This window comes from Hymenobacter jejuensis (assembly GCF_006337165.1).
Taxonomy (GTDB): domain Bacteria; phylum Bacteroidota; class Bacteroidia; order Cytophagales; family Hymenobacteraceae; genus Hymenobacter; species Hymenobacter jejuensis.
Window position 1 is genome coordinate 4,627,123 of sequence record NZ_CP040896.1, and the last position, 22,106, is coordinate 4,649,228.

Annotated in this window: 20 protein-coding genes; 13 read left to right on the forward strand and 7 right to left on the reverse strand. The window is 54.8% G+C overall.

Features of this window, described 5'->3' with window-relative positions:
• The first annotated feature begins 1 nt into the window (after position 1).
• Both FHG12_RS19045 and FHG12_RS19050 read left to right on the forward strand, forming a co-directional pair.
• Positions 2-1,624 carry an ABC-F family ATP-binding cassette domain-containing protein gene (locus tag FHG12_RS19045; protein ID WP_139517298.1) on the forward strand — a complete coding sequence of 541 codons (1,623 nt, stop codon included), beginning with the start codon at positions 2-4 and terminating at the stop codon, positions 1,622-1,624.
• Between the two features lie 15 nt (positions 1,625-1,639).
• Positions 1,640-2,470: a hypothetical protein gene (locus FHG12_RS19050; RefSeq protein WP_139517299.1), complete on the forward strand. Its 831-nt coding sequence runs from the start codon at positions 1,640-1,642 to the stop codon at positions 2,468-2,470.
• A gap of 125 nt (positions 2,471-2,595) precedes the next feature.
• Here the strand turns inward: FHG12_RS19050 and FHG12_RS19055 are convergent, their stop codons facing one another.
• Positions 2,596-2,751 carry a lmo0937 family membrane protein gene (locus FHG12_RS19055; protein WP_139517300.1) on the reverse strand — a complete coding sequence of 52 codons (156 nt, stop codon included), beginning with the start codon at positions 2,749-2,751 and terminating at the stop codon, positions 2,596-2,598.
• 344 nt (positions 2,752-3,095) lie between these two features.
• On the opposite strand from FHG12_RS19055, the gene FHG12_RS19060 reads away from it, so the two are divergent.
• From FHG12_RS19060 to FHG12_RS19070, 3 genes are all read left to right on the forward strand, one after another.
• On the forward strand, positions 3,096-3,986 hold the full coding sequence (locus tag FHG12_RS19060; RefSeq protein ID WP_139517301.1) for a 3-hydroxybutyryl-CoA dehydrogenase: 891 nt from the start codon (positions 3,096-3,098) through the stop codon (positions 3,984-3,986).
• 277 nt (positions 3,987-4,263) lie between these two features.
• Positions 4,264-4,806, forward strand: a complete 543-nt coding sequence (gene msrA, locus FHG12_RS19065; RefSeq protein ID WP_139517302.1) for a peptide-methionine (S)-S-oxide reductase MsrA — start codon at positions 4,264-4,266, stop codon at positions 4,804-4,806.
• 173 nt (positions 4,807-4,979) lie between these two features.
• A complete protein-coding gene (locus tag FHG12_RS19070) occupies positions 4,980-5,903 on the forward strand; it encodes an isoaspartyl peptidase/L-asparaginase family protein (RefSeq protein ID WP_139517303.1) in 924 nt (307 codons plus the stop codon).
• 161 nt (positions 5,904-6,064) lie between these two features.
• Here FHG12_RS19070 and FHG12_RS19075 read toward each other — a convergent pair whose 3' ends face one another.
• From FHG12_RS19075 to FHG12_RS19090, 4 genes are all read right to left on the reverse strand, one after another.
• Complete coding sequence (locus FHG12_RS19075; protein WP_139517304.1) at positions 6,065-6,889, reverse strand: 2,3,4,5-tetrahydropyridine-2,6-dicarboxylate N-succinyltransferase; 825 nt, start codon at positions 6,887-6,889, stop codon at positions 6,065-6,067.
• 215 nt (positions 6,890-7,104) lie between these two features.
• A complete protein-coding gene (locus FHG12_RS19080) occupies positions 7,105-7,665 on the reverse strand; it encodes a hypothetical protein (protein WP_139517305.1) in 561 nt (186 codons plus the stop codon).
• Between the two features lie 35 nt (positions 7,666-7,700).
• Positions 7,701-9,224, reverse strand: a complete 1,524-nt coding sequence (locus tag FHG12_RS19085; RefSeq protein ID WP_139517306.1) for a SusD/RagB family nutrient-binding outer membrane lipoprotein — start codon at positions 9,222-9,224, stop codon at positions 7,701-7,703.
• A gap of 21 nt (positions 9,225-9,245) precedes the next feature.
• Entirely contained in the window at positions 9,246-12,392 is a 3,147-nt protein-coding gene (locus tag FHG12_RS19090) for a SusC/RagA family TonB-linked outer membrane protein (protein ID WP_139517307.1), read from the reverse strand.
• A gap of 277 nt (positions 12,393-12,669) precedes the next feature.
• Here FHG12_RS19090 and FHG12_RS19095 point away from each other — a divergent pair, with 277 nt between their 5' ends.
• The 4 genes from FHG12_RS19095 to mnmE all read left to right on the forward strand — a co-directional run bounded on the left by FHG12_RS19095 (position 12,670) and on the right by mnmE (position 17,222).
• Complete coding sequence (locus tag FHG12_RS19095) at positions 12,670-13,815, forward strand: glycosyltransferase family 4 protein (RefSeq protein WP_139517308.1); 1,146 nt, start codon at positions 12,670-12,672, stop codon at positions 13,813-13,815.
• A 98-nt stretch (positions 13,816-13,913) separates the two neighbouring features.
• Positions 13,914-14,924, forward strand: coding sequence for a 3-oxoacyl-ACP synthase III family protein (locus tag FHG12_RS19100; protein ID WP_139517309.1), 1,011 nt, complete (start codon positions 13,914-13,916; stop codon positions 14,922-14,924).
• Between the two features lie 144 nt (positions 14,925-15,068).
• Positions 15,069-15,728 (forward strand): metal-dependent transcriptional regulator, encoded by a 660-nt coding sequence (locus tag FHG12_RS19105; protein ID WP_139517310.1) that lies wholly within the window; start codon positions 15,069-15,071, stop codon positions 15,726-15,728.
• 102 nt (positions 15,729-15,830) lie between these two features.
• Entirely contained in the window at positions 15,831-17,222 is a 1,392-nt protein-coding gene (gene mnmE / locus FHG12_RS19110; protein ID WP_139517311.1) for a tRNA uridine-5-carboxymethylaminomethyl(34) synthesis GTPase MnmE, read from the forward strand.
• Positions 17,223-17,293: 71 nt separating this feature from the next.
• On the opposite strand, the gene FHG12_RS19115 is transcribed toward mnmE, so the two are convergent.
• Positions 17,294-18,190: an aldo/keto reductase gene (locus FHG12_RS19115; protein WP_139517312.1), complete on the reverse strand. Its 897-nt coding sequence runs from the start codon at positions 18,188-18,190 to the stop codon at positions 17,294-17,296.
• A 299-nt stretch (positions 18,191-18,489) separates the two neighbouring features.
• On the opposite strand from FHG12_RS19115, the gene FHG12_RS19120 reads away from it, so the two are divergent.
• From FHG12_RS19120 to FHG12_RS19135, 4 genes are all read left to right on the forward strand, one after another.
• Positions 18,490-19,776, forward strand: a complete 1,287-nt coding sequence (locus tag FHG12_RS19120) for a citrate synthase (protein ID WP_139517313.1) — start codon at positions 18,490-18,492, stop codon at positions 19,774-19,776.
• A 439-nt stretch (positions 19,777-20,215) separates the two neighbouring features.
• Complete coding sequence (locus tag FHG12_RS19125; protein WP_230471196.1) at positions 20,216-20,500, forward strand: Rossmann-fold NAD(P)-binding domain-containing protein; 285 nt, start codon at positions 20,216-20,218, stop codon at positions 20,498-20,500.
• A gap of 95 nt (positions 20,501-20,595) precedes the next feature.
• Positions 20,596-20,940, forward strand: a complete 345-nt coding sequence (locus FHG12_RS19130; protein ID WP_139517314.1) for a hypothetical protein — start codon at positions 20,596-20,598, stop codon at positions 20,938-20,940.
• Between the two features lie 112 nt (positions 20,941-21,052).
• Complete coding sequence (locus FHG12_RS19135) at positions 21,053-21,406, forward strand: helix-turn-helix domain-containing protein (protein WP_139517315.1); 354 nt, start codon at positions 21,053-21,055, stop codon at positions 21,404-21,406.
• A 225-nt stretch (positions 21,407-21,631) separates the two neighbouring features.
• Here the strand turns inward: FHG12_RS19135 and FHG12_RS19140 are convergent, their stop codons facing one another.
• Positions 21,632-21,997, reverse strand: a complete 366-nt coding sequence (locus FHG12_RS19140; protein ID WP_139517316.1) for a hypothetical protein — start codon at positions 21,995-21,997, stop codon at positions 21,632-21,634.
• Positions 21,998-22,106 lie beyond the last annotated feature (109 nt).

Sequence of the window (22,106 nt, forward strand, 5' to 3'; positions counted from 1 at the left end):
TATGATCAGCACTTCCAACGTAAGCCTCCGCTACGGCAAGCGTATCTTGTTCGAAGACGTAACCATCAAATTTTTGCCGGGCAACTGCTACGGCCTGATCGGGGCCAACGGCGCCGGCAAATCGACCTTCCTGAAGATTCTTTCGGGCGAAATCGAGCCGAACACTGGCACCGTGGATTTGCCGGCCGGGCAGCGCTTGGCGGTGCTGAAGCAGAACCAGTTTGCCTACGATGAGTTTCCCGTTCTCCAAACCGTAATCATGGGCCACCAGCGCCTGTGGGGCGTGATGGAGGAAAAAGACGCCCTCTACGCCAAACCCGACTTTTCGGATGCCGACGGCGAGCGCGCTGCTGTGTTGGAGGGCGAATTTGCCGACTTGGAAGGCTGGAATGCCGAATACGAAGCCGCAGAACTGCTTAGTGGTCTGGGCATTACGGAAGACAAGCACTACACGCTTATGTCGGACTTGGGCGGCTCGGAAAAGGTGCGGGTGCTGCTGGCACAAGCCCTGTTTGGCAACCCCGACGTGCTGCTGCTCGACGAGCCAACCAACAACCTCGACGCCGAATCGGTGTTGTGGCTGGAAAACTTCCTCGACAATTTCCAGAACACGGTAATTGTAGTATCGCACGACCGCCACTTTCTCGACGCGGTGTGTAACTACATGGCCGACCTGGATTTCTCGAAAATCACGATGTATCCGGGCAACTACTCGTTCTGGTACGAAAGCTCGCAGCTGGTGCTCAAGCAGCGGCAGGAAGCCAACAAGAAAACCGAAGACAAGCGCAAGGAGCTCGAAGAGTTTGTGCGGCGCTTTTCGGCCAATGCTTCGAAAAGCAAGCAGGCTACCTCACGGCAGAAGCTGCTACAAAAGCTTACCCTAGAGGACATTAAGCCCTCGTCGCGCAAGTATCCCTACATCGCCTTCAAACCCGAGCGTGAAGCCGGCAACCAACTGCTGACCGTCGAGAATCTGTCGAAATCGGTGGACGGGCAGACCGTTTTCCGCAACGTTAGCTTCTCGCTGGATAAGAAGGACAAGATTGCCATTGTCGGCCGCGACGACCGGGCGGCCTCCCTCCTATTTGACATTCTGTTCGAGCAAGCCAAGCCCGACACCGGCGAATTCAAGTGGGGCACGACCATTACGCCGTCGTACTTCCCGAGGGAAAATAGCGAATTCTTCGAGTCTGACCTCAATTTGGTAGACTGGTTGCGGCAATATTCGGCCGAGAAGGACGAGAGTTTTATCCGGGGCTTTTTGGGCCGGATGCTGTTTTCGGGCGAAGAGTCTTTGAAGAAGGCGAACGTACTGAGCGGTGGGGAAAAAGTCCGCTGCATGCTCTCCAAGATTATGATGGAATCGGGCAACGTGCTTGTGCTCGACGACCCGACCAACCACCTCGATCTGGAAAGTATTCAGGCCCTCAACAACAGCCTGCGCGATTATACGGGCACACTCATCTTCTCTTCACACGACTTGCAGTTTATTGAAACGGTAGCCAACCGCATCATCGAACTCACGCCCGACGGCATCATCGACCGGCGCATGAACTACGAAGAATATCTGGCCGACGACCAAATCAAAACGCAGCGCAAGCGCATGTATCAACTTGTGTCTTAAGCACGTTGTAACGTTATGAAACGACTCTTCTGCCTGTTGGTTTTGGGTGGCTCGGCGCTGTGGCTGGCGCCTACGGCATCGGCCCAAACCGACACGACCCGCACCACCGTCAAACCGCAGCTGAATACGGCGCCTCCCGGGCCACCAACCCCGGCGCCGCGCCCGGCTGATCAGCCCGCGGCCCGGCCTGCGGTGCCCGTACCGGCTCCGCCGCCCGTCGATCAGCCGTTGCCGTCGCAGACAGCCCCGCGCAGCGACAGCCCCTCCGGCCTCGATTTTCCGGTAGGTGCTAAACTAAAGGCTGATGAGCCCAAGTCGAAGTACTTTCTTTACACCAACTTCGGGCTGGGCTATAGCAGCAACCCGTACAGCGGAGGCCAGTTTAGCGCTAGTCTGGCGCCGGCCATTGGGTATCGCCTCACCGATAAGTTCTCATTTGGCCCCGGCATCAGCTACGCCTTCAACAGCGTGTCGTTCCCGAGTGACTACCGCACGATAGGGTTCCCGAACAGCGTACAGCTTAACAGCTTGGGTATCAAGGGGTTCGCGCAGTACATGTTCTACCGCGAATTCTTCATTCATGCCGAATACGAAGTTACCCGCGCCGAATCGTACAACGTGTACGAAGTGATCCCTCAGCAGCAGTACGAAGTTGTGAAGGTAAAGCGCACCCTCAACACGCCTTTGCTGGGCCTGGGCTACCGTCAGCAATTTGGGCAGCGGGCCGCCGGCGATATTACCGTGCTTTATAATTTTAATGACGGTTATGATACGGCTGGCTATCCGTTGTCGCCTTACGGCCAACCGGTAATTCGCTTCAGCTTTTTATTCGACATCGGGCGATAACGCATTTTCGGCTCCCGAATCGACAAATAAAAAAAGCTGCTCCATTGCTGGAGCAGCTTTTTTTATTTGCGTTTTTTCAGACTAAATAGAATTTATTTCGACTCGTAAAAGCCGAAATAAATACGCTACACCGCGTTGCCTCTAATCAGACGTAGCAATACGGCTACAATGGCTATAACAAGCAGAACGTGAATGATTCCGCCGGTGTAGAAGCCGCCGAAGAAGCTAATAGCCCAAATGATTACTAAAATGACGGCAATAAGATACAGCAGATTTCCCATGGTGGTTGGAATTAGGTTTGATGAAAGGAAGGGAGAGAACGAAGCGCCTGGAAGGGTCTAATCGGGATGGATTAGTTTGGAAAGGCGATTTGCGGATTTGTACGCTAACGTTTTGAAAAGGATATATTCGACTAAAAGAATTAGATATACCGGAGAGTTATTTTTTTTGAAAAATGCCTTTTTGGGCAAATTGAGGCCTTTTTTAGTTTCACTTATTTTTTCATTTGTAGGACTACGCTGCGATTGGCGGCGCTTTGGAGGCGGGTATTTTCGCGCTAGCTTTGCAGCCACGCGCTTTTTCGGAGGCGCGCTTTCGTATTCCCACCCACTTTTACCACCCTCACATGACCAACGTCGCCGTTATCGGCTCGGGTACTATGGGCAACGGCATTGCCCACGTGTTTGCTCAACACGGCTTTGCAGTTGCCCTCATCGACATCAACCAGCCCGCGCTGGACAAGGCCCTCGGCACCATCGGCAAAAACCTCGATCGGCAGGTAGCCAAAGGCAGCCTCAGCGAAGCCGACAAATTGGCTACCATCGGCCGCATCACCACGTTTACGTCCATTGCCGATGGCGTGCGCAAAGCAGAATTGGTAGTCGAAGCCGCCACGGAAAATGTAGATCTGAAGCTGCAAATCTTCCGCGACCTCGACCAGCACGCGCCACAGGAGGCGATTTTGGCATCCAACACGTCGTCTATTTCCATTACCAAAATTGCCGCCGTTACGAAGCGCACCGACAAGGTTATTGGCATGCACTTTATGAACCCGGTGCCGGTGATGAAGCTGGTAGAAGTGATCCGCGGCTACGCCACCTCCGACCCAGTGACGGCGCGCATCATGGAGATTTCGCGGCAACTGGGCAAAACGCCCACAGAAGTCAATGATTATCCGGGGTTTGTGGCCAACCGCATCCTGATGCCGATGATCAACGAGGCCATTTATAGCCTGTTTGAAGGCGTGGCCGGCGTGGAAGAAATTGACACGGTGATGAAGTTGGGAATGGCTCACCCCATGGGCCCGCTGCAACTGGCCGACTTTATCGGGCTAGACGTGTGCTTGGCCATCCTGCGCGTGCTGCACGACGGGTTGGGTAACCCCAAATACGCTCCTTGCCCGTTGCTGGTGAACATGGTCATGGCGGGCCGGCTGGGCAGTAAGTCGGGCGAAGGCTTTTACTCCTGGACGCACGGCACCAAGGAGTTGGTCGTGGCAGAACGGTTCAGGAAATAAAGCCCTGCTCTCACCGCTAGAAAAAGCCCCCGCCTTCTCAAGATGCCGGGGCTTTTGTGCGCTGTCTCCACGGTGCACTTAACGCCCAGAAATGCTGTTTATAAACTTGTCTCTGTAGGGCAAATCCTGCAATCTACGGGGCGTCACGGAGCTCGTGGCAAAACATTTAGGCGGCTCTCTTTGTGAATACGTACTACGTTCTGGCCTTACTGTTCAGCTGCAAGGGCCAATGTAGTGGTTGCCTAATACCTAATTGAATCTCAAGCATCTATAAAACATGGAACAAGCAACATTTGGGGCCGGCTGCTTTTGGTGCGTCGAGGCAGTTTTTCAGAACCTCAACGGCGTGGAGAAAGTAGTGTCGGGCTATACCGGCGGACGCATCGCCAACCCCACCTACAAGGAAGTATGCAGCGGCCTGACGGGCCACAACGAGGTCGCCCAGATCACGTTTGACCCGGCCGTCATCAGCTTTGAGGAGTTGTTGGAAGTGTTCTGGAAAACCCACGACCCTACCTCGCTCAACCGGCAAGGCAACGACGTGGGTACGCAGTACCGCTCCGGCATTTATTACCACAACGACGAGCAGCGCCGCATCGCCGAAGAGTACAAGCAAAAACTCAACGACGCGCACGCTTTCGAAAAGCCCATCGTAACGGAAATCCTGCCCCTAACGGCATTCTATCCGGCCGAGGACTATCATCAGAATTACTTCAACCAGAATGGCAACCAGCCTTATTGCCAGTTTGTGGTAAAACCCAAAGTCGACAAGGTGCGGCAGGTATTTGGCGAAAAGCTTAAAGCCACCGCCAAATCATAAGTACTTGCTAATCAATTATTTATAAAAGCCGTTTCGCTTAACTGCGAAACGGCTTTTTTGTGCGTTGCATCGACATGTTAAGAGTAATTTCGGCATTGGCCACAACGTAGCTCGACCTAACCAAATCGCTGGTTTCGAGTAGAAGCGATACCACGCATATTTCTACGACTGGCATGGGCAAATACGTTATTATCATTCACGGAGGCGCTGTTCAAACCGATCCCTCGACCATTCCGCCCGAGAAGGAAGCCAAGCTGAAGGCAGGGCTGGCGCAAGCGCTGCACGCCGGCTGGGAAATTCTGCACAAAGGCGGCAGCGCACTGGATGCGGTGGAGGCTGCGGTGCGCGCCATGGAGGACAACGAAGATTTCAATGCCGGCCGCGGCGGGATGTTTACCCTCAACGGGGAAGTCGAAACGGAAGCCTCTATCATGGACGGTGCCACCTTACAAGGCGGCGCCGTGAGCTGCGTTAAGCTGGTAAAAAACCCCATTAGCCTGGCGCGGGCGGTGATGGAAAAATGCAAGCATACCTTTCTGACGGCCGAAGGAGCCCAGGAATTTGCGCTGGCCCAAGGGCTGCCGTTGGAAGCGCCTCACTACTTCAAAACCGAGCCGCAGCGCCAAGAATGGATGGAAATCCTGCAAGAGCAAGCGGTAGAGCACGCCGACCGCCACGACACGGTCGGGGCCGTGGCTTTGGATCAGGAAGGGAACTTGGCCGTGGCTACTTCAACCGGCGGCATCGAAGGCAAGCTCAAGGGCCGCGTCGGCGATAGCTGCATTTACGGCGGTGGCACCTACGCCAACAACGAAGTGTGCGCGGCCTCGTGCACCGGCGACGGCGAAATCATCATGCTCGGCGCGTTAGCCCATGAGGTGTACGCCCTGTGCAAATACAAAGACCTACCCATTGCAGAGGCCGTCCGGGAAGCAATCAGTATGTACGCCGACAAGCTGGAAGGCGACCGCGGCATCATCGCCCTCGACCCGCAAGGCAACTTCGCCCTAGAATCGAACACCAACGTCATGCGCCGCGCTTACCGCATCAATGATGAAGAGCCGTTCGTGGACATTTGGATGGATAAGAAGGCCTGAACCCCAGGCCCAGCGGGATTTTAGGCCAACTTCAACTCATTCATATAATTATCTTATAATCAGTTATTTAACAAAAAAGCCCTTGCTTGCGCAAAGGCTTTTTTGTTAGGCTGAACAGACTGCAAATTTCTCGAAATCGAAAATCCATTCGAATTCGTGGATCAGACCGAAACGTTGTATTCCCGCAAGGCATCATTCAACGAAGTCTTCAAATCGGTGCTGGGCTTGCGCTGACCGATGATCAGGGCGCAGGGCACATGATATTCGCCGGCCGGGAACTGCTTGGGCAAGCTACCCGGAATGACTACCGAACGCGCGGGTACGTAACCGCGGTATTCTTTTGGCTCTGAACCCGTTACATCGATGATGCGGGTGCTGCCGGTAATGGTTACGCCGGCACCAATTACCGCTTCTTTGCCCACGCGGCACCCTTCCACCAAAATGCTACGGGAGCCGATAAAAGCGCCGTCTTCGATGATAACGGGCGCCGCCTGCACAGGCTCTAGTACGCCGCCCAAGCCTACGCCGCCGCTCAGGTGCACCCCCGAACCTACTTGGGCGCACGAGCCCACCGTAGCCCACGTATCGACCATCGTGCCCTCTCCTACCCAAGCGCCAATGTTCACGTAGCTGGGCATCATGATAACGCCGGGGGCCAAGTATGCGCCATAGCGGGCCGTAGCCGGTGGCACCACGCGGACGCCTTGTGCTTCGTAACCGGTCTTGAGGCGCATTTTGTCGCGGTACTCAAAGGGCTTCAGCTCAATGGTTTCCATCTGCTGAATGGGGAAATAGAGGATGACGGCTTTCTTCACCCAGTCATTTACTTTCCACTCGTCGGCGTCGGTGGCGCCGGGTTCGGCTACGCGGAGGCGGCCTTTGTCGAGCTCTTCAATGACGGCGTGAATGGCGTCGGTGGTGGCGGCTTGTTGCAGCAGGCTGCGGTCGGCCCAGGCAGCTTCGATGGTAGCTTGCAGGTTGTTCATGGCAACTGTATTCGGCAAAATGTGAGGAGCAAAACTAGCACGTTTTCGCTCGGAGTTGCTAGACTAGGGCAGCATCCAAATAAGAGAGTATAGACGGACGTAGCGCAGCAAGGAGGGCACTGCGAAGGTTCCGCATTTGGAAGTAGCAACCACAAAAAAGCCCCAAGCACAGGGCTTGAGGCTTTTTTTTAAGTTTCGTCAATACGTAGTTAGACTCAGCTCACCACGCGAACGCGCACGGCAGGCGAAACCAGCTGCTGGCCGTCTTCTAGGGTAAGCACGAAGTAAAACTGCAGTTGGTTGGGGTTGGTGGGGTCAGTGGCCACAGTGGCCGGCACTAACCCGGTAACGGTATTGCCTACGCGTTTGGTAAAGGCCGTGTAGGTAGCCAAATCAGATGTGAAAGTGATCTGGTTGGAGCCATTGCCGGCAATCGGCGTCAGGGTTTTGGTAGTGGCGTTGTAGTTGTAAGCCGAGGCATCGATGCCTAGATACGCCAAACCACTGGTTCCCACAGTTATCCTGCTGATTTCCTTGATCTTACCCTTATTGGCAGGTATTTCCAAAACGATTTTGAACGTGCCCGCCCCGTTGTTGTAAGGCGCCGTCACGATGGCATACCGTTCAAAAAATTCTTGGTTGGCAACTGTGACCGGTATGTCGGCTACGCTGTCTTCCAGCGGTGACAAGCTGTTGTCGCCGTAGTCCTTTTTACAGGAAATCACGCCCAGCGAGAGCAGCATAAGCATCAGAAAATGTATGAGTTGCTTTTTCATCTAGGTAGCACAAGTTGAAGTACAAAAATCACGACCTACTTGGTGGCCCACCATACCGGCACCGTAGTGAGCGGCTGCGGCGTGGGAATGTTCTGCGAGTTGGCCGCAATTTCCGCGTTTGGGTAATACAGACGCGACGGGATCTCCGTGGGGCTTTCCGAGCTGGCATTGGTAGCGAGCGGTAACCGCGGGAAGCCCGTGCGCCGATAATCGTTATAGGCCTCGTAGCCGTTGCCAACCCAGGCAATCCATTTCTGGGTGATGATCTGGTTGAGCTTGCGCGTGTCGGAGCCAGCCAGGGTCACAATCTTGGGGTTGTCGGCGAAGTACTTGGTGATATCCGCAGCGGCGACGCCTGCTTTGGTCATAGAGGCAGTGATTCCTTCTTGAAAGTACCGCTGGGCGTTGACGTTATCTTGCAGCGACAGGTAATATTCGGCCAGAATAAAGGCTCGCTGGAAGTTCGTTACAATCCGCACCGGGGCTTCGCCGCTAGCTCCTACCACGTAGGGTGCGTAGCGTGAGCGATTGGTGCGAATGGGAGCTGCCGCCGGGTTACCGTTTACGAAGCCCGTAAAAAAGCCGAAGGGAGTAGACGTGGCCGTGGTGTTGGTGGGAGCAGCTACGGGCCCGGGCGTAGAAGTGAAAAACAAAGGCAAACGAGGGTCTTTGTTCACGTTCAACGAATCCAGAAAACGCTGACTCAGCATCTGATCATCAGGGCGCGTTACATAGTTGTAGGCATAGAAAGGATTTTGGTTGCCTACTGTAGTACCGAAAGCCACCTGAAAATCTTCGGCGTTTGACGAGATATAAGCCGTGGCGCCTTTCGCTAGCACTTCTGCAATTACTTTATTGGCAAACGCCGGATCCTTCTTGCTGATGGTGTTGGCGAACTTTAGCAGCAACGTATTGCCGAACTTTTTCCAGTTGGCGATCACTCCTTTGTAGATCACGTCATCAGCAGCCGGCTTCAGTACGCTGGCCTTGTCCAAATCGGCCAAGCCTTCGCGCACCAGGTCAAAGAGGCTTTGGATGCCCAGTGAGGAGTTGCCTTCATAGATATCCTGCTGCTTGTCGAAACGCGGTTGTAGGTTTCCGCTCTGGCCTTGTAGGGCTTGCGAGTAAGGAATGTCGCCCCATAAGTCGGTGGTAAAGGCAAAGTTGTACGCCTTCAGCAACTTAGCAATGCCAGCGTACTGCGGGCTGGCTTCTTGGGTGGCAATGATGATCTGCTGCGAATTGGTTAGGGCACCGCCGTAGAGCTCTAGGTTCCATTGGTTGTCGTAGTTGCCCCGCAGCAAGTAGGTGTCGTAGCTTCGGGGTTGGTTTGCGATGCCCGCCGTGTGCTGGATCAGCAGCTCGGTTACCCGTCCCAGATCGTTGCCAACGGCAAAGCCCGTTGTGATTTCAGCACCCGTGAGCAGGACAGAAGGCGGCACTACCAAAGGGCGGTTGGGATCGGTATTTACATCCAGGAATTCATCCTTTTTACACGCCACCGCAGCCAACGCCAGCACAGCGCCCAAGCAGTATCGGATTATAAGTAATTGCTTCATATATCGTTGATTGACAATTCATTAGAAAGTAAACCGAATGTTGGCGCCGTACGTGCGGGCATTTGGCGGACCTTGTAGATCCAGGCCGCGAATGTTGCCGGCACCTTGCGTGTTCAGCTCGGGGTCAAAATTGGCGTTGGGCGCGTAGTAGAACAGATTGCGCCCCGTCAGCGACACGCCGATTTGGCCAAACGGCAAGTTCGTTAGCAAGCTTTTCGGCAAGTCATACCCCAGCGACACTTCACGCAAACGGTACACCGTAGCATCGTACACGTTCAGGTCACTTTGCAAACCAAACGCCTGCCAATAGCTCTGGGCGTCAATCTGAATGTTGTTGGGCCGGTAGGTACCGTCGCCGTTGGCAATTACGCCCGGAATGATGCGGGGCAGTTCCCGGTTCTTGCCCGTTTCGGCCAGCGCCCCCGCCGATCGGTAGAAGCCATTGGTGAACGACAGCACATCGCCTCCTTGACGCGTATCAACTAAGAAAGAAAAGTTGATGCCGCGATACGAGAAGGTATTGGTGATGCCGCCCTGCCATTTGATGTTGGGGTTGGCAATTACTTCATTCTGGATATCAGCTACAAACAAGCCCGTACGGCCGTCGATGATGTATTGTCCGTCGGGCGTGCGAGCTTTTTTACCGCCTACAATCACGCCGTAGGGCTGGCCCTCCACGATGAACGGTAAGCTGCCGATAAAACCAGAGCCGTTGATGCGCGCGCGGGTGATGCCCGGTGCCAAGCGCACCACTTTGTTGCGGTTGCGGGTGTAGTTTGCCGTCACATCCCAGCGGAAGTTATCGGTGCGGAAGGGAGTAATGGTCATCAACCCTTCAAATCCTTTGTTGTCGAGGCGGCCTACGTTGTCGTAGTGCTGGGTGAAGCCTGACGTAGCAGGCACCGTAACCGGCACAATTTGGTTGTCGCTGATGGAATAATAGTAAGTCAGGTCAAACGTCAGGCGGTTGTTGAAGAAGCCTAAGTTCACACCGCCCTCATAGGACCTGGTAAATTCCGGCTTCAAGTTGGGGTTGCCCAGAATGGTGCTGATGGCAAAGCCACCGGCCCCGTTGAGCGGGAAGCTAACGCTGGCTACGTTGTTACCGACCGAAGTCACGTTGTAGTAAGTCTCCAACGCATACGGATCGGCGTCGCGGCCCACCTTGGCAATGTTGGCGCGAATCTTACCGTACGAGAAGAAGTCGTTGGAAATCTTAAACGCATCGGAGAACACAAACCCTGCGGTAGCCGAGGGGAAGAAATAGGTATTCTTTTTCTTGGGCAATGTCGACGATTGGTCAATGCGGCCCGTCACGTCCACGAAGAGGTAATTGTTGTAGGCCAGAGACAGCTGGGTGTAATAACCGAGCAGGCGCTGGAGCGAGGAAGTTTCCCGGGTACCATTCGAAAATACAGCCCCTACGGAAGTGTTCTCAAACCCTGGCACCAAAATGTTATCTGCCTGCGCACTGATGGTCTGGAAACGGCGCTGGTTGATGTTCTGGCCCAGTAACAAATTGGCACTGAGCCCATTAACCAATACCCGCTCTTTCTTCAACGTAATGAGCAAGTCTCCGTTAATTTCGCTGCGGAAGATGGATTGATCAAGCACCTGCCCCGTGGGAAGACGCGCGGCCCCGACGGCATACACCTGCTTACGACGGTCGGTGTACGTATCCAGACCGGCGCGGTAGGCTACGTTCAGCCACGGAGCAAACTCGTAGCTCAAGTTGGCCACGTTGATAAAGCGCGTCAGGTTACTTGTGGTTGGGTTGTTGGCGAGGTTCCACCGGGGGTTGTCAAGGCCCGAGAAGAACACGCTGCGGTTCGTAACCGGATCAGCATACGGAAGCCCCATCAGATCGTAGCTGCGCGGCACGCTCACCAGCGTACCAAAAGCGCTGCTGCCGTTGCCCACCAGCGGCCCTAATTGATTGGTAGATATCAAGTTAACCGAAGCACCGGCTTTGAGCTTGTTGAGCAATGTGGTGTTGCCGCCGATTTGCACGCTGGTCCGTTTCAGCGTGGCAAAGTCCGTGATGCCTTTCTGGGAAGTGTTGTTGACGTTGAGACTGAAGTTCTGGTCTTTGTTTCCCCCTGCCAGGTTCACGCCATTCGTAATGAGGTGGCCAAGCTGAAAATAATCCTTGATGTTGTTGGGATAGGCTTGGTACGGGATGGGCGTGCCATCAGGCCGCTTCAACGCCCCTATTCCGTTTACGACCGTTGGGGTAGTGCCAAACCGCGGTCCCCAGGAGTTGGTCGTGCCTGAGTTGATATCTCCGTTGGCCGTGGTCAATACGCCGAACGTACCCTGGCCGTAGTCGTTTTGGAACTTGGGCAGGCCATATACTTGCTGCACGCTATAGCCGGAATTGACGGTTACTTCCAGCTTTTTGTTTAGGTTCCGGCCCGATTTGGTGGTGATGATGATGGCACCCGAGGCAGCCCGCGAACCATACAAAGCCGCCGCCGCCGGGCCTTTCAGCACGTTGATGCTTTCGATGTTGTTGGGGTCGATGTCCAAGGCGCGGTTAGAGGTTTGGGCGGCGCCTAGGGTACCCAATGTTGTGCCGTTGGTTACGTCCAAGGAGTTGCTGATCGGAATCCCATCGACCACAAACAACGGCTGGTTGCTGCCCTGCAACGACGTGATGCCGCGGATGTTGATGTTGGTCGAGGAGCCCGGCAGACCGCTGGCACTGGTGATGTTTACGCCCGAAACCTTGCCGGCCAGTGCATTCAGCACGTTGGGTTCCGACCGCTGGGCAATTTCATCGCCTTTGATCTGCTGCTGGGTAGTGTTTACTTCCCGAATATCCCGCTCGATGCCCAGCGCCGTTACCACTACTTCTTTCAGCTGCTTCGTATCCGAAGCCAGCGCCAGGTTAATCTGCGATTCGCTGCCTATCGCCCGCTCGACCGTGGTATAGCCGATCGAGCTGAATACGAGCGTGCCTCCTGAGGCCGGAACACTGAGCGTGTACGTACCGTCGGCGCCCGTTGAGATGCCGTTCGTAGTGCCTTTCACCAATACCGTTACACCGGGCAAACCTTCCCCGGATTGGGCATCAGTCACCTTCCCAGATACGCTTCTGTTCTGGGCCGTCACCTGCTGAAGCAGCGTGACCATGAGTAGTATACTCATGAGTAAAAATCTTTTCATGCAGAAGTGAATGAAGTTGAAAAATGAGCAAAATGAACAAGGCTAAATCTCAAGCTAGAAGGAAATTTTTTCTCAAAAAAGTAAAACCTGCAACTTTTCACAAGTCTCTGAATTCATACACCCACACGGGCTATAATGTTATGTTTTAAGCAGATATGTTTTTCAAGTCGAAGCTCCGCCGTTGAAACGCCTGTCAGAAATAGCTAATGCTTTTCGCTGCTTTTTGCGCCGGCCAACTCCTGTGTAAGTATAAAAACCGGCATCTTTGGCTCCACCAATGGCGTCGTCTCCCCTGCTTTTAGCTTCCGTACTCAAGCCCGTGGACGACACGCGCATGTTTGAAAAATTTGGGCGCACCCTCGCCAGCCGACCTGACCTAGAGGTACACATAGCCGGCCGCCGCGCCCCACACCCACGCAACGCCCCGAGTAACCTCCACACCCACGAGCTGCTGGATGGCTCGCGCCTGAGCTGGCGGCGCCTGGCAGCCCAATGGCGCTACTGGAAGCTGTTACGCACGCTGCAACCGGCGCTGGTGGTGGTGCACGCCCCGGAATTGCTGCCGCTCACGCTGCTATGGCAGCGCTTCGGCCGTCGTCGCCGGTTTCTGTATGACGTGCGCGAAAATTATGCGCTCAACATCCTCACGCAGCAGGTGTACCCGCATCTAGTTCGGCAGGTGCTGGCTAAGCTGGTGCGCTGGGCAGAAACGAAGGCTGCCCGACAGGCTTACAAAGTCATATTAGCTGAACGCAGCTACGCCGAGGAGCTGCCTTTTGCTTTGCCGGAACGCACTATGATTCTGGAAAACAAATACCAACCCCAACCCCACGAGGCCGCGCCCCAACCCAAACAACGTCTTCCAGCACCTCACGAGCCGCTTCACCTGCTATACTCCGGCACTATTTCGGAGCTAAACGGCGTGCTGGAGGCCCTTGAATTCACCCGTCAGTTGCGCACGTTGTGGCCCGGCGCTCACCTTACCATTGTCGGCTTCTGCCAGCAGCCGGCGTTATTGACGCTGCTACAAGCCGCGATTGCCAACGCACCGGGGGTAGTCACCCTCATCGGCGGCGACCAGCTGGTACCACACGCAGACATTATTTCCGCCATCCGGCGGGCGCATGTCGGGCTGTTGCCTTACCGGCCGCATCAGAGTACGTGGCGCTGCCTGCCGACCAAGCTCTTTGAATATGTAGCGCATGGCCTGCCTGTTATCATCCCCGATAACAGTCTATGGATCAATTATTTACAAAATGATAGCATTGCGGTAGTCTGCCGGGATTTTACTTCGATGGAAGCCGTGCAGGACGTAGCCACGGCGCTTTCCAAAACCCGTTTTTACCCCCACGGAATTCCGGCCAACGTATTATGGCAGTCGGAGGCGACAAAATTGTGGGCAATAGTAGATTCTTTGCAGTAACTGCCGACCTTCGCACCCCGTTTAGGAGAAAAGTGCCGTTTTGCTTTACATTCGCCTCTCTTCCCCTGCTCTTTTTTGCCCGCTAAATTCCCTACTTGATGAATACTCTCCGCTACTCCGAAATTGCCGGCGTTGGCCACTATGTGCCTGAACGCGTGGTGAAAAATGCCGACCTCGAACAAATCATGGAAACCACCGACGCGTGGATTCAGGAGCGTACGGGGATTCGCGAACGGCGCTATTTCACCGAAGGCGTCGATACCACGGCCAACATGGGCGCGCAGGCCGCCCGGCGCGCGCTCGAACAGGCCGGTCTCACCCCCGACGATGTGCAGCTCATTGTATTTGCCACGTTATCACCCGATTACATATTTCCCGGGTCGGGCGTACTGCTGCAACGTGAACTGGGCATCAAAGACAACATTCCGGCCCTGGACGTGCGCAACCAGTGCTCAGGCTTTATTTACGGCCTGTCGGTCGGCGACCAGTTTGTGCGCACCGGCATGTACGACACCGTATTGGTTGTGGGCTCCGAAATCCATTCTTCGGGCCTCGACAAAACAACCCGCGGACGCGCCGTTTCCGTCATTTTTGGCGACGGCGCCGGGGCAGTGGTGCTGCGCCCTAGCTCCCGCGAAGGCCACGGCATCCTGAGCACCCATTTGCACGCGCAAGGCGAATACGCCGAGGAATTGATCGTGAAAGAACCCGGCTCCAACCGCGAAGGCCGGGTGGAAGTGGCCCTGGCCAACCCCTTGGACATGTATCCTTACATGAACGGCACCAACGTATTCAAGCACGCTGTGGTGCGGTTTCCGCAGGTGATCAACGAGGCACTGGAGCAAAACGGCTATAAGTCTTCCGACATCGACATGCTGATTCCGCACCAAGCCAACCTGCGCATTACGCAGTTTGTGCAACAGAAAATGGGCCTCAGCGACGATAAAGTGTACAGCAACATCCAGCGCTACGGCAACACCACCGCCGCTTCCGTGCCCATTGCCCTGAGCGAGGCCGTTGGCGAAGGCAAAATCAAGCGCGGCGATCTGGTATGTCTGGCTGCGTTCGGCAGTGGCTTTACGTGGGCCTCGGCGCTCATTCGCTGGTAATTACTTGGGAGCTTCGTGCACAAGCCTCATTAGCTAAGTAATTAACAATCAATTACTTAACTAATGAGGCTTGTTTCTTAGATTTTAAGCGGCAGTTTCAGATTTGAATTACGTATTCCGCGCACATCCTTCAGCATTCTAACAGTGCCCAGCTATACCGAGGAAAATTACCTGAAAGCGATCTACAAACTGGCCGAAGCCGCGCCGGGTGAGGAAGTCAGCACCAATCGTATTGCCGACGTCATGCAAACCCGCGCCGCCTCGGTTACGGATATGCTGCGGCGCCTGGGTGAGAAGGGCTTGCTGCACTACCAGCGCTACCGCGGCGTGTCGCTCACGGCGGAAGGCCGGCGGCTGGCGCTCCAAACCATTCGCAAACATCGCCTGTGGGAAGTATTTCTGGTGCAGAAGCTGGGTTTCAATTGGGACGAAGTGCACGAGGTTGCCGAAGAGATGGAGCACCTGCAATCGCCCTTGCTGATCCGCCGGCTCGACGAGTTCCTAGGGTTTCCGCAGCTTGATCCGCACGGCGACCCCATCCCTACCGAAGACGGTGCCATGCACCGCCCGCAGCACCGCTTGCTCGGCGACCTCGCGCCCGGCGAATGCGGCACGGTGGTAGCCGTCAAAAACACGTCGCCGCTGTTCTTGCAATACCTCGACAAGGTCGGAATGGGGCTAGGTTCGTTATTTGAAGTACTAGATAAAGTTGAGTTTGATAACTCACTGGAAATCAGAGTAAACCAAAACCAAGTCGTTTTGGTATCTGCGGAAGTAAGCCGCAATATTTTCGTGACGGCCTAGTACAATTCAGTGCTCAGCTTTCGCGCTGTTTGACCAGTTTTTGCCCCCACGCAGGCGCACTTTAGAGTTGCTTACCTTTGCGGCAACCATACTTGTTGCGCCGTGCCGTCTCCCCTCCCTCTTGCCCTTTCCGACACCATTGTAGCCCTTTCAACGCCGTCGGGTGCGGGCGCAATTGCCGTCATCCGGCTTTCCGGACCCGATGCAATTCCGATTGCGGATGCCGTTTTTGCGGGCCGCCGCCTGCGCGACCAAGCCACCCACACCCTGCATTTCGGCACCATCCGCGACGGCGACCAGATCCTGGACGAAGTAGTGGTGTCGCTGTTTCGCGGGCCGAACTCCTACACCCGCGAAGATGTGGTTGAGATTTCGTGCCACGGCTCGCGCTACATCGTGCAGCAACTGCTGGCCCTGTTGGTGCGGCGCGGCGCCCGGCTGGCCGAAGCCGGTGAATTTACCAAACGGGCCTTTTTACATGGAGCCTTCGACCTTACCCAAGCCGAAGCCGTCGCAGACCTGATTGCTTCCGACTCGGCGCTGTCGCATCGGGTGGCCATGCAACAGATGCGCGGTGGCTTTGCGCAGGAGCTGCGCAATCTGCGCGCCCGCTTGGTGCAGTTTGCCGCCTTGCTAGAGCTGGAGCTAGACTTCGGCGAGGAAGATGTAGAATTTGCCGACCGCACAGGTTTGGTGAAGCTGCTACAGGAAGTCCAGACGCTGGTACAGCGGCTGCTGCGCTCTTTTGAGCTTGGCAACGTGATCAAAAACGGCGTGACAACGGTTATTGCCGGCAAGCCAAACGCTGGCAAATCGACGCTGCTCAACGCGCTGCTCAACGAAGACCGCGCCATCGTGTCGGCCATCGCCGGCACCACTCGCGACATGATCGAAGACGAGGTAACCATAGACGATATCCGCTTCCGTTTTGTCGATACGGCAGGTCTGCGCGACACCACCGATGTGGTCGAATCCATTGGTGTCGAGCGTACCAAACAGCGCGTGCAGCAAGCCGCATTCGTGTTATATCTCTTTGATTTGACGAGCACTAGTCCCGCTGAGGTTCAAGCAGAGATCGAAGCCCTGGAAGTCCCGCGTCACGTACCGGTTTTAGCCATTGGCAATAAGCTCGACGTCGCTTCCGATGACGAAATCGCAGCCTTCCAACGCCTCCCGAACACCGTGCTGATTGCTGCTTCCCGCGGCGATGGCTTGGATGAATTGCGCGAAATTCTGCTCCAACGCGTACGCGGCGAAGGCCTCGACCAGATTGGCTCGTCTACCATTGTCACCAACCTGCGCCACGCCCGCAGCCTCGAAACCACCCAAGCCGCGCTCCACGCCGTGCTTGCCGGTCTGAGCCACGGCACCGGCACCGAGTTATTGGCCGCTGACCTACGGCACGCGCTGGCCGCGCTGGGCGAAATCACCGGCGAAATTTCTTCCGACGACCTGCTCACCAGCATCTTCACCCAGTTTTGTATTGGCAAGTAAAAGCATCTTTATATAAATTATTGATTATCAATAATTTATATAAAGATGCTTTTTACCTAAACGTAGTTGCTTCAGCGGTGTTGGTCGTAGACCTTGGGTTTTGCGGCCTGTCGTAATCCTTGCAGCTCTTCCGCGTTAAGCGACTGTCCCGCAGCCGCTTGCAGGGCATCTAGCAATTGCATCTCCGTCCGAATGCCTACCACAGCCGACGTAATGGCGGGTTGGGCCAGAGCAAACTGAATAACCACTTCGGCAGCAGTACGGGCAGGGTCTGCTACGGCGCGCACGGCCGAGGCGGCCTGTGCTACTTCCTCCTGCGCATACCCGAGGTAGGCCGTGGCCGGCTTCTTCACCAGCAGCCCCTGGGCGAAGCTGCCGCGGGCCAGCACGCCAATCTGATGCTCTTGCAGCAGCGCCAATATAGTTTCCTCAGGTCGCCGATCGAGCAAGCTGTATTGCATCATGACGCTGGCAATCTGCGAGCGCTGCACGTACTCCCGAATCACGTTGGGCCGGATAGAGGAAATGCCGTAATACCGGATTTTCCCTTGCTGCACCAGCAGTTCAAAGGCCTCAATGGTTTCGTCGATGGGGTCTTCCAAGGTACCCCCGTGCAGCTGGTAAAGGTCGATGTAATCGGTTTGGAGCCGTTGCAGGCTGTGCTCTACAGCCTTGAGAATGTACTCTTTACGCGGGTTCCAGTCCCAGCCGCTGCCGTCGGGGCGCCATTGGTTGCCCACTTTGGTAGCAATGATCACTTGATCGCGCAGGCCGCGGAAGGCCCGACCAACCGTGGCTTCGTTTTCGCCTTTTTGGTACAAATCGGCCGTATCAAAAAAGTTTACTCCCTGATCCAAAGCCTGATGCAATAAGGCAGCATTGTCCCTCGGATCATCACCCAACGACATGCACCCAAAACTCACCTGACTCACCCGCAGGTCGGACTTTCCCAGTTGTTTATACTTCATGAGCTGTTGAATTGAGAAGTATGCTTACGAAAAGGGCTTTACCAATGGCTAATTCCTGTTCCAAGCCCTATACTTACTGGTATTTGCCACGCTAAATGGAGTTCATTTTCATAGGTTTTTCAGGATTTCATTTAAATAACCAACTGCAAGCCTAATTTTACGGCTTCCCTTTTTTCAGTCCTTTTTTTCTAACAACACCGTTGGGTAAACTACAGTATAGAGTGCAAGCGCTCCTTGCGCTTTCCGGCTTGCCGGTAATTCTTTAGTTTCGCCCCGCAACCACCCTCTAACCAACTCTTATGGCAGAGTCTGCTGAGATTATCCTCGACGGGAAATCCTATCCCTTCCCCGTTTTTGAAGGTACCGAGCACGAAAAGGCAATTGACATTGCCAAGCTTCGCGACCAAACGGGCTATGTTACCATCGATTCGGGCTACAAGAACACCGGCGCTACTAAGAGCGCCATTACGTTTCTCGACGGCGAAGAAGGCATTTTGCGCTACCGGGGCTACCCGATTGAGCAGCTGGCCGAAAAGTCAAACTTCCTGGAAGTAGCGTATCTGCTGATCTATGGCACGCTGCCCACCCAAGCTGAACTTGATAGCTTCGCTCACCAAATCACGACGCACACCTTGGTGCACGAAGATGTACGGAAGATCTTCGACGGCTTTCCATCGGGGGCTCACCCCATGGGCATCCTTTCGAGCCTAATTTGCTCGCTCACTGCTTTTTACCCCAAAAGCCTTGATCCGAACCAGAGCCCGGAAGAGACCAACCTGAACATCATCCGCCTCATTGCCAAAATCTCGACGATTGCGGCTTGGTCGTATAAAAACTCGGTGGGCCACCCGCTCAACTACCCACGCAACGACCTCGACTACTGCTCGAACTTCCTATACATGATGTTCGCCTTCCCTACGGAGAAGTACGAAATCAATCCGGTAGTAGTGAGTGCTTTAAACAAATTGCTCATTCTACACGCCGACCACGAGCAAAACTGCTCGACTTCCACGGTGCGTCTCGTAGGCTCGGCCAATGCCAGCCTTTACGGTTCGGTTTCGGCCGGTGTAAACGCGCTGTGGGGCCCGCTACACGGCGGGGCCAACCAAGAAGTGATGGAAATGCTGGAAGCCATTCAGGCCGACGGCGGCAACACGCAGAAATGGATCGATAAAGCCAAGGACAAGAACGACTCATTCCGTCTGATGGGCTTTGGCCACCGCGTGTACAAGAACTTCGACCCGCGCGCCAAAATTATCAAGAAGGCCGCCGACGATGTACTAACGGCACTGGGCATCAACGACCCGTTGCTGACCATCGCGCAGGAGCTAGAGCAAGCGGCTCTCACCGATCCTTATTTCGTTGAGCGCAAGCTGTATCCGAACGTCGACTTCTACTCGGGCATCATCTACCGCGCCATCGGCATTCCAACAGAGATGTTTACGGTGCTGTTTGCTATGGGCCGCCTGCCGGGCTGGATTGCCCAATGGAAAGAAATGCGCGAGAACAAGGAGCCAATTGGCCGTCCGCGCCAGATTTATGTAGGTGAGTTGGAGCGCGACTATGTTCCCGTAGAGAAGCGTTAAGCAAGTTTAGAGCGTTCTAGAAACCCGCTCCCCAACTTGCATTTACTCCTACTTGAGCAAACGCCTCGGCCAAATGGCCGAGGCGTTTGTGTTGTAAGGGTAGTTTGAATATGCCGGACCCAATCAAAAGGCACTAACCTCAATTATACTTGCCTGTTTGATTTGTATACAAAGCTGTTTGATTCTTAATTTCCGGTTGGCGAGTGTGTTGAAGACCTTTGTATCACGTCTTTAAGCCAAGCTAGCGCTAGCTTGGCTTAAAGACGTGTACTATCCACCTCAGCGGGCCTATTGGCCCAAAACAGTATCATGGCAGACAAAAAAGTATGGCTAATAACCGGTGCGGGTCGGGGTCGGGGTCTCGACATAACGAAAGCCGTGCTGGCTGCTGGCCACGCCGTAGTAGCTACCGGCCGCTCCAGGTTTCTTCCGTACTGAGTTGCTGACGGAGGAGTCTACTAACTTCGCAAACAACCCCATTGCAGATTACGATGGCCGCCGCGAAGCGCAAATGGAGTTCTGGAAAGGCTATAACGGCCAGCCGGCCGGCGACCCGGCCAAACTCGCCCAGGCTCTATTGTCGATCGCCAGCCAATCAACGCCTCCTCGCCGCTTTCTGGCTGGGGCTGATGCCGTAGGCACTGCCGACCAAGTAGCTCGCGATCTACAGCAGCAAACCGACGCCTACCGGGATCCGTCTTCTTCTCTTGGTTACGACCAATAAACTGCCAGCAATTAGTGCTGCTGGAGGACCAAGGAAGCGGAATACCCGTACGTAAATCAACTCATGGCTACTCCACCCAACAACGTTGAACCCTCATGGGTACCTCTCATTCTACAACGCAAGCTCCAGATATCTTTCCGCTCTCTTCGCCCAGCGGCGGCGAAATCACGGTCCTGACCATGCAGGAAGCGGACTGTGGGATGGGCCATTACGACCGGCGCGACGTGTTCAAGTGTGTATTGGTTGTGAAAGGGGCTAACGCGCTCCACTACGCCACGCGCAGCTATGCCATTGACCAGCCCGCACTGGTATTTACTAATCGCTTGGTGCCCTTTTCGTGGGAGCCCGTTCAGGGCTCGGTAGAACAGGAAGGATATATCTGCGCCTTCACCGAGCCTTTTTTGCACTCGGCCATGCGCGGTATCAGCCTCAAGGAGTAAATGTTTTACCGCGTAGATGGCAACCCCGTGTATTACCTCGACGACGAGCAGCGGCGCTACCTGAGCGAGGTTTTTGCCCGCATGCGCCGACTGTCCACATAAAGACGACCTGTTGCGGAACCAGCTCGCGCTCCTCGTCCACGAGGCAGCTCGGCTGCAGCCGGCCAGCCCCTATCCTGCCGTAGCCACCAACGCGGCTGAGCGCGTCACAAACCTGTTTATGAGCTTGTTAGAAATCCAGTTTCCGGTAACTAGGTCCTACCACGAGCCCATCCTGAAAAATGCGCAGGAGTTTGCCGACCGGCTGGCAATCCATGTCAACAGCCTCAACCGGTCGGTAAAAGAATTCACCGGCAAGCCTACTACGGCTCATATTGCCGAGCGCTTCACCCGCGAAGCCAAGCTGCTTCTGCACCACACCGACTGGAGCGTAGGAGACATCGCCGATCGCTTGGGATTCGAGTAAGCCACCTATTTTCATCGGTTTTTCAAGTTACACACGGGCACCACGCCTCTAGCGTTTCGCCAAGTAGCGTGAGAAATAACAAGCATCTCTGTTGCGGGATATATGCCGCTCAACAAATCGACAACATACAGACATAAAAAAACGCCAGCCTTATCAGCTGGCGTTTTTTTATGATTTGACAAGGCGCACAAACTATTTTGCAACCCCTTTACTATCAATAATTTACTAACGAATATTCAGGGCAGTCATGCTGGCTTTTGCCTCCGAGTACACCGCCATTTGACGGGGCCACAGAATAGCTGCCAAATCCCACTCGTAGTGATCCTGCACTTCGGCCAACCGCTGGTCGAGAGCAGCCGGATCGGCCGCAAGTTGCTTTTTCACGTTTTCTACTTCCGACAACATCCGCAGGTTCAACTGCTTTACCTTCACATACTGACCTTCGCTCAGGCGGGTTTTGTCGGCAATTTGGCGAGTCAGCGTTTTGGCGCGGGCTGCCACTGCAGGGGTGTCATTCGTAGCTGCCGTTGCGAGCACCGACGTGCTGAAAAAAGCACCTACCAACAGAAGAGAGTAAAGAGTATTTTTCATAGGAGTTGGAATGTGGGATGGATAAAAGAAAGTAGAATGAAGTGGGAATTGAAGTATACGAGTATTCAAATACTTCGATCATCGTTAGCCCCTGATTTTTATTACAATA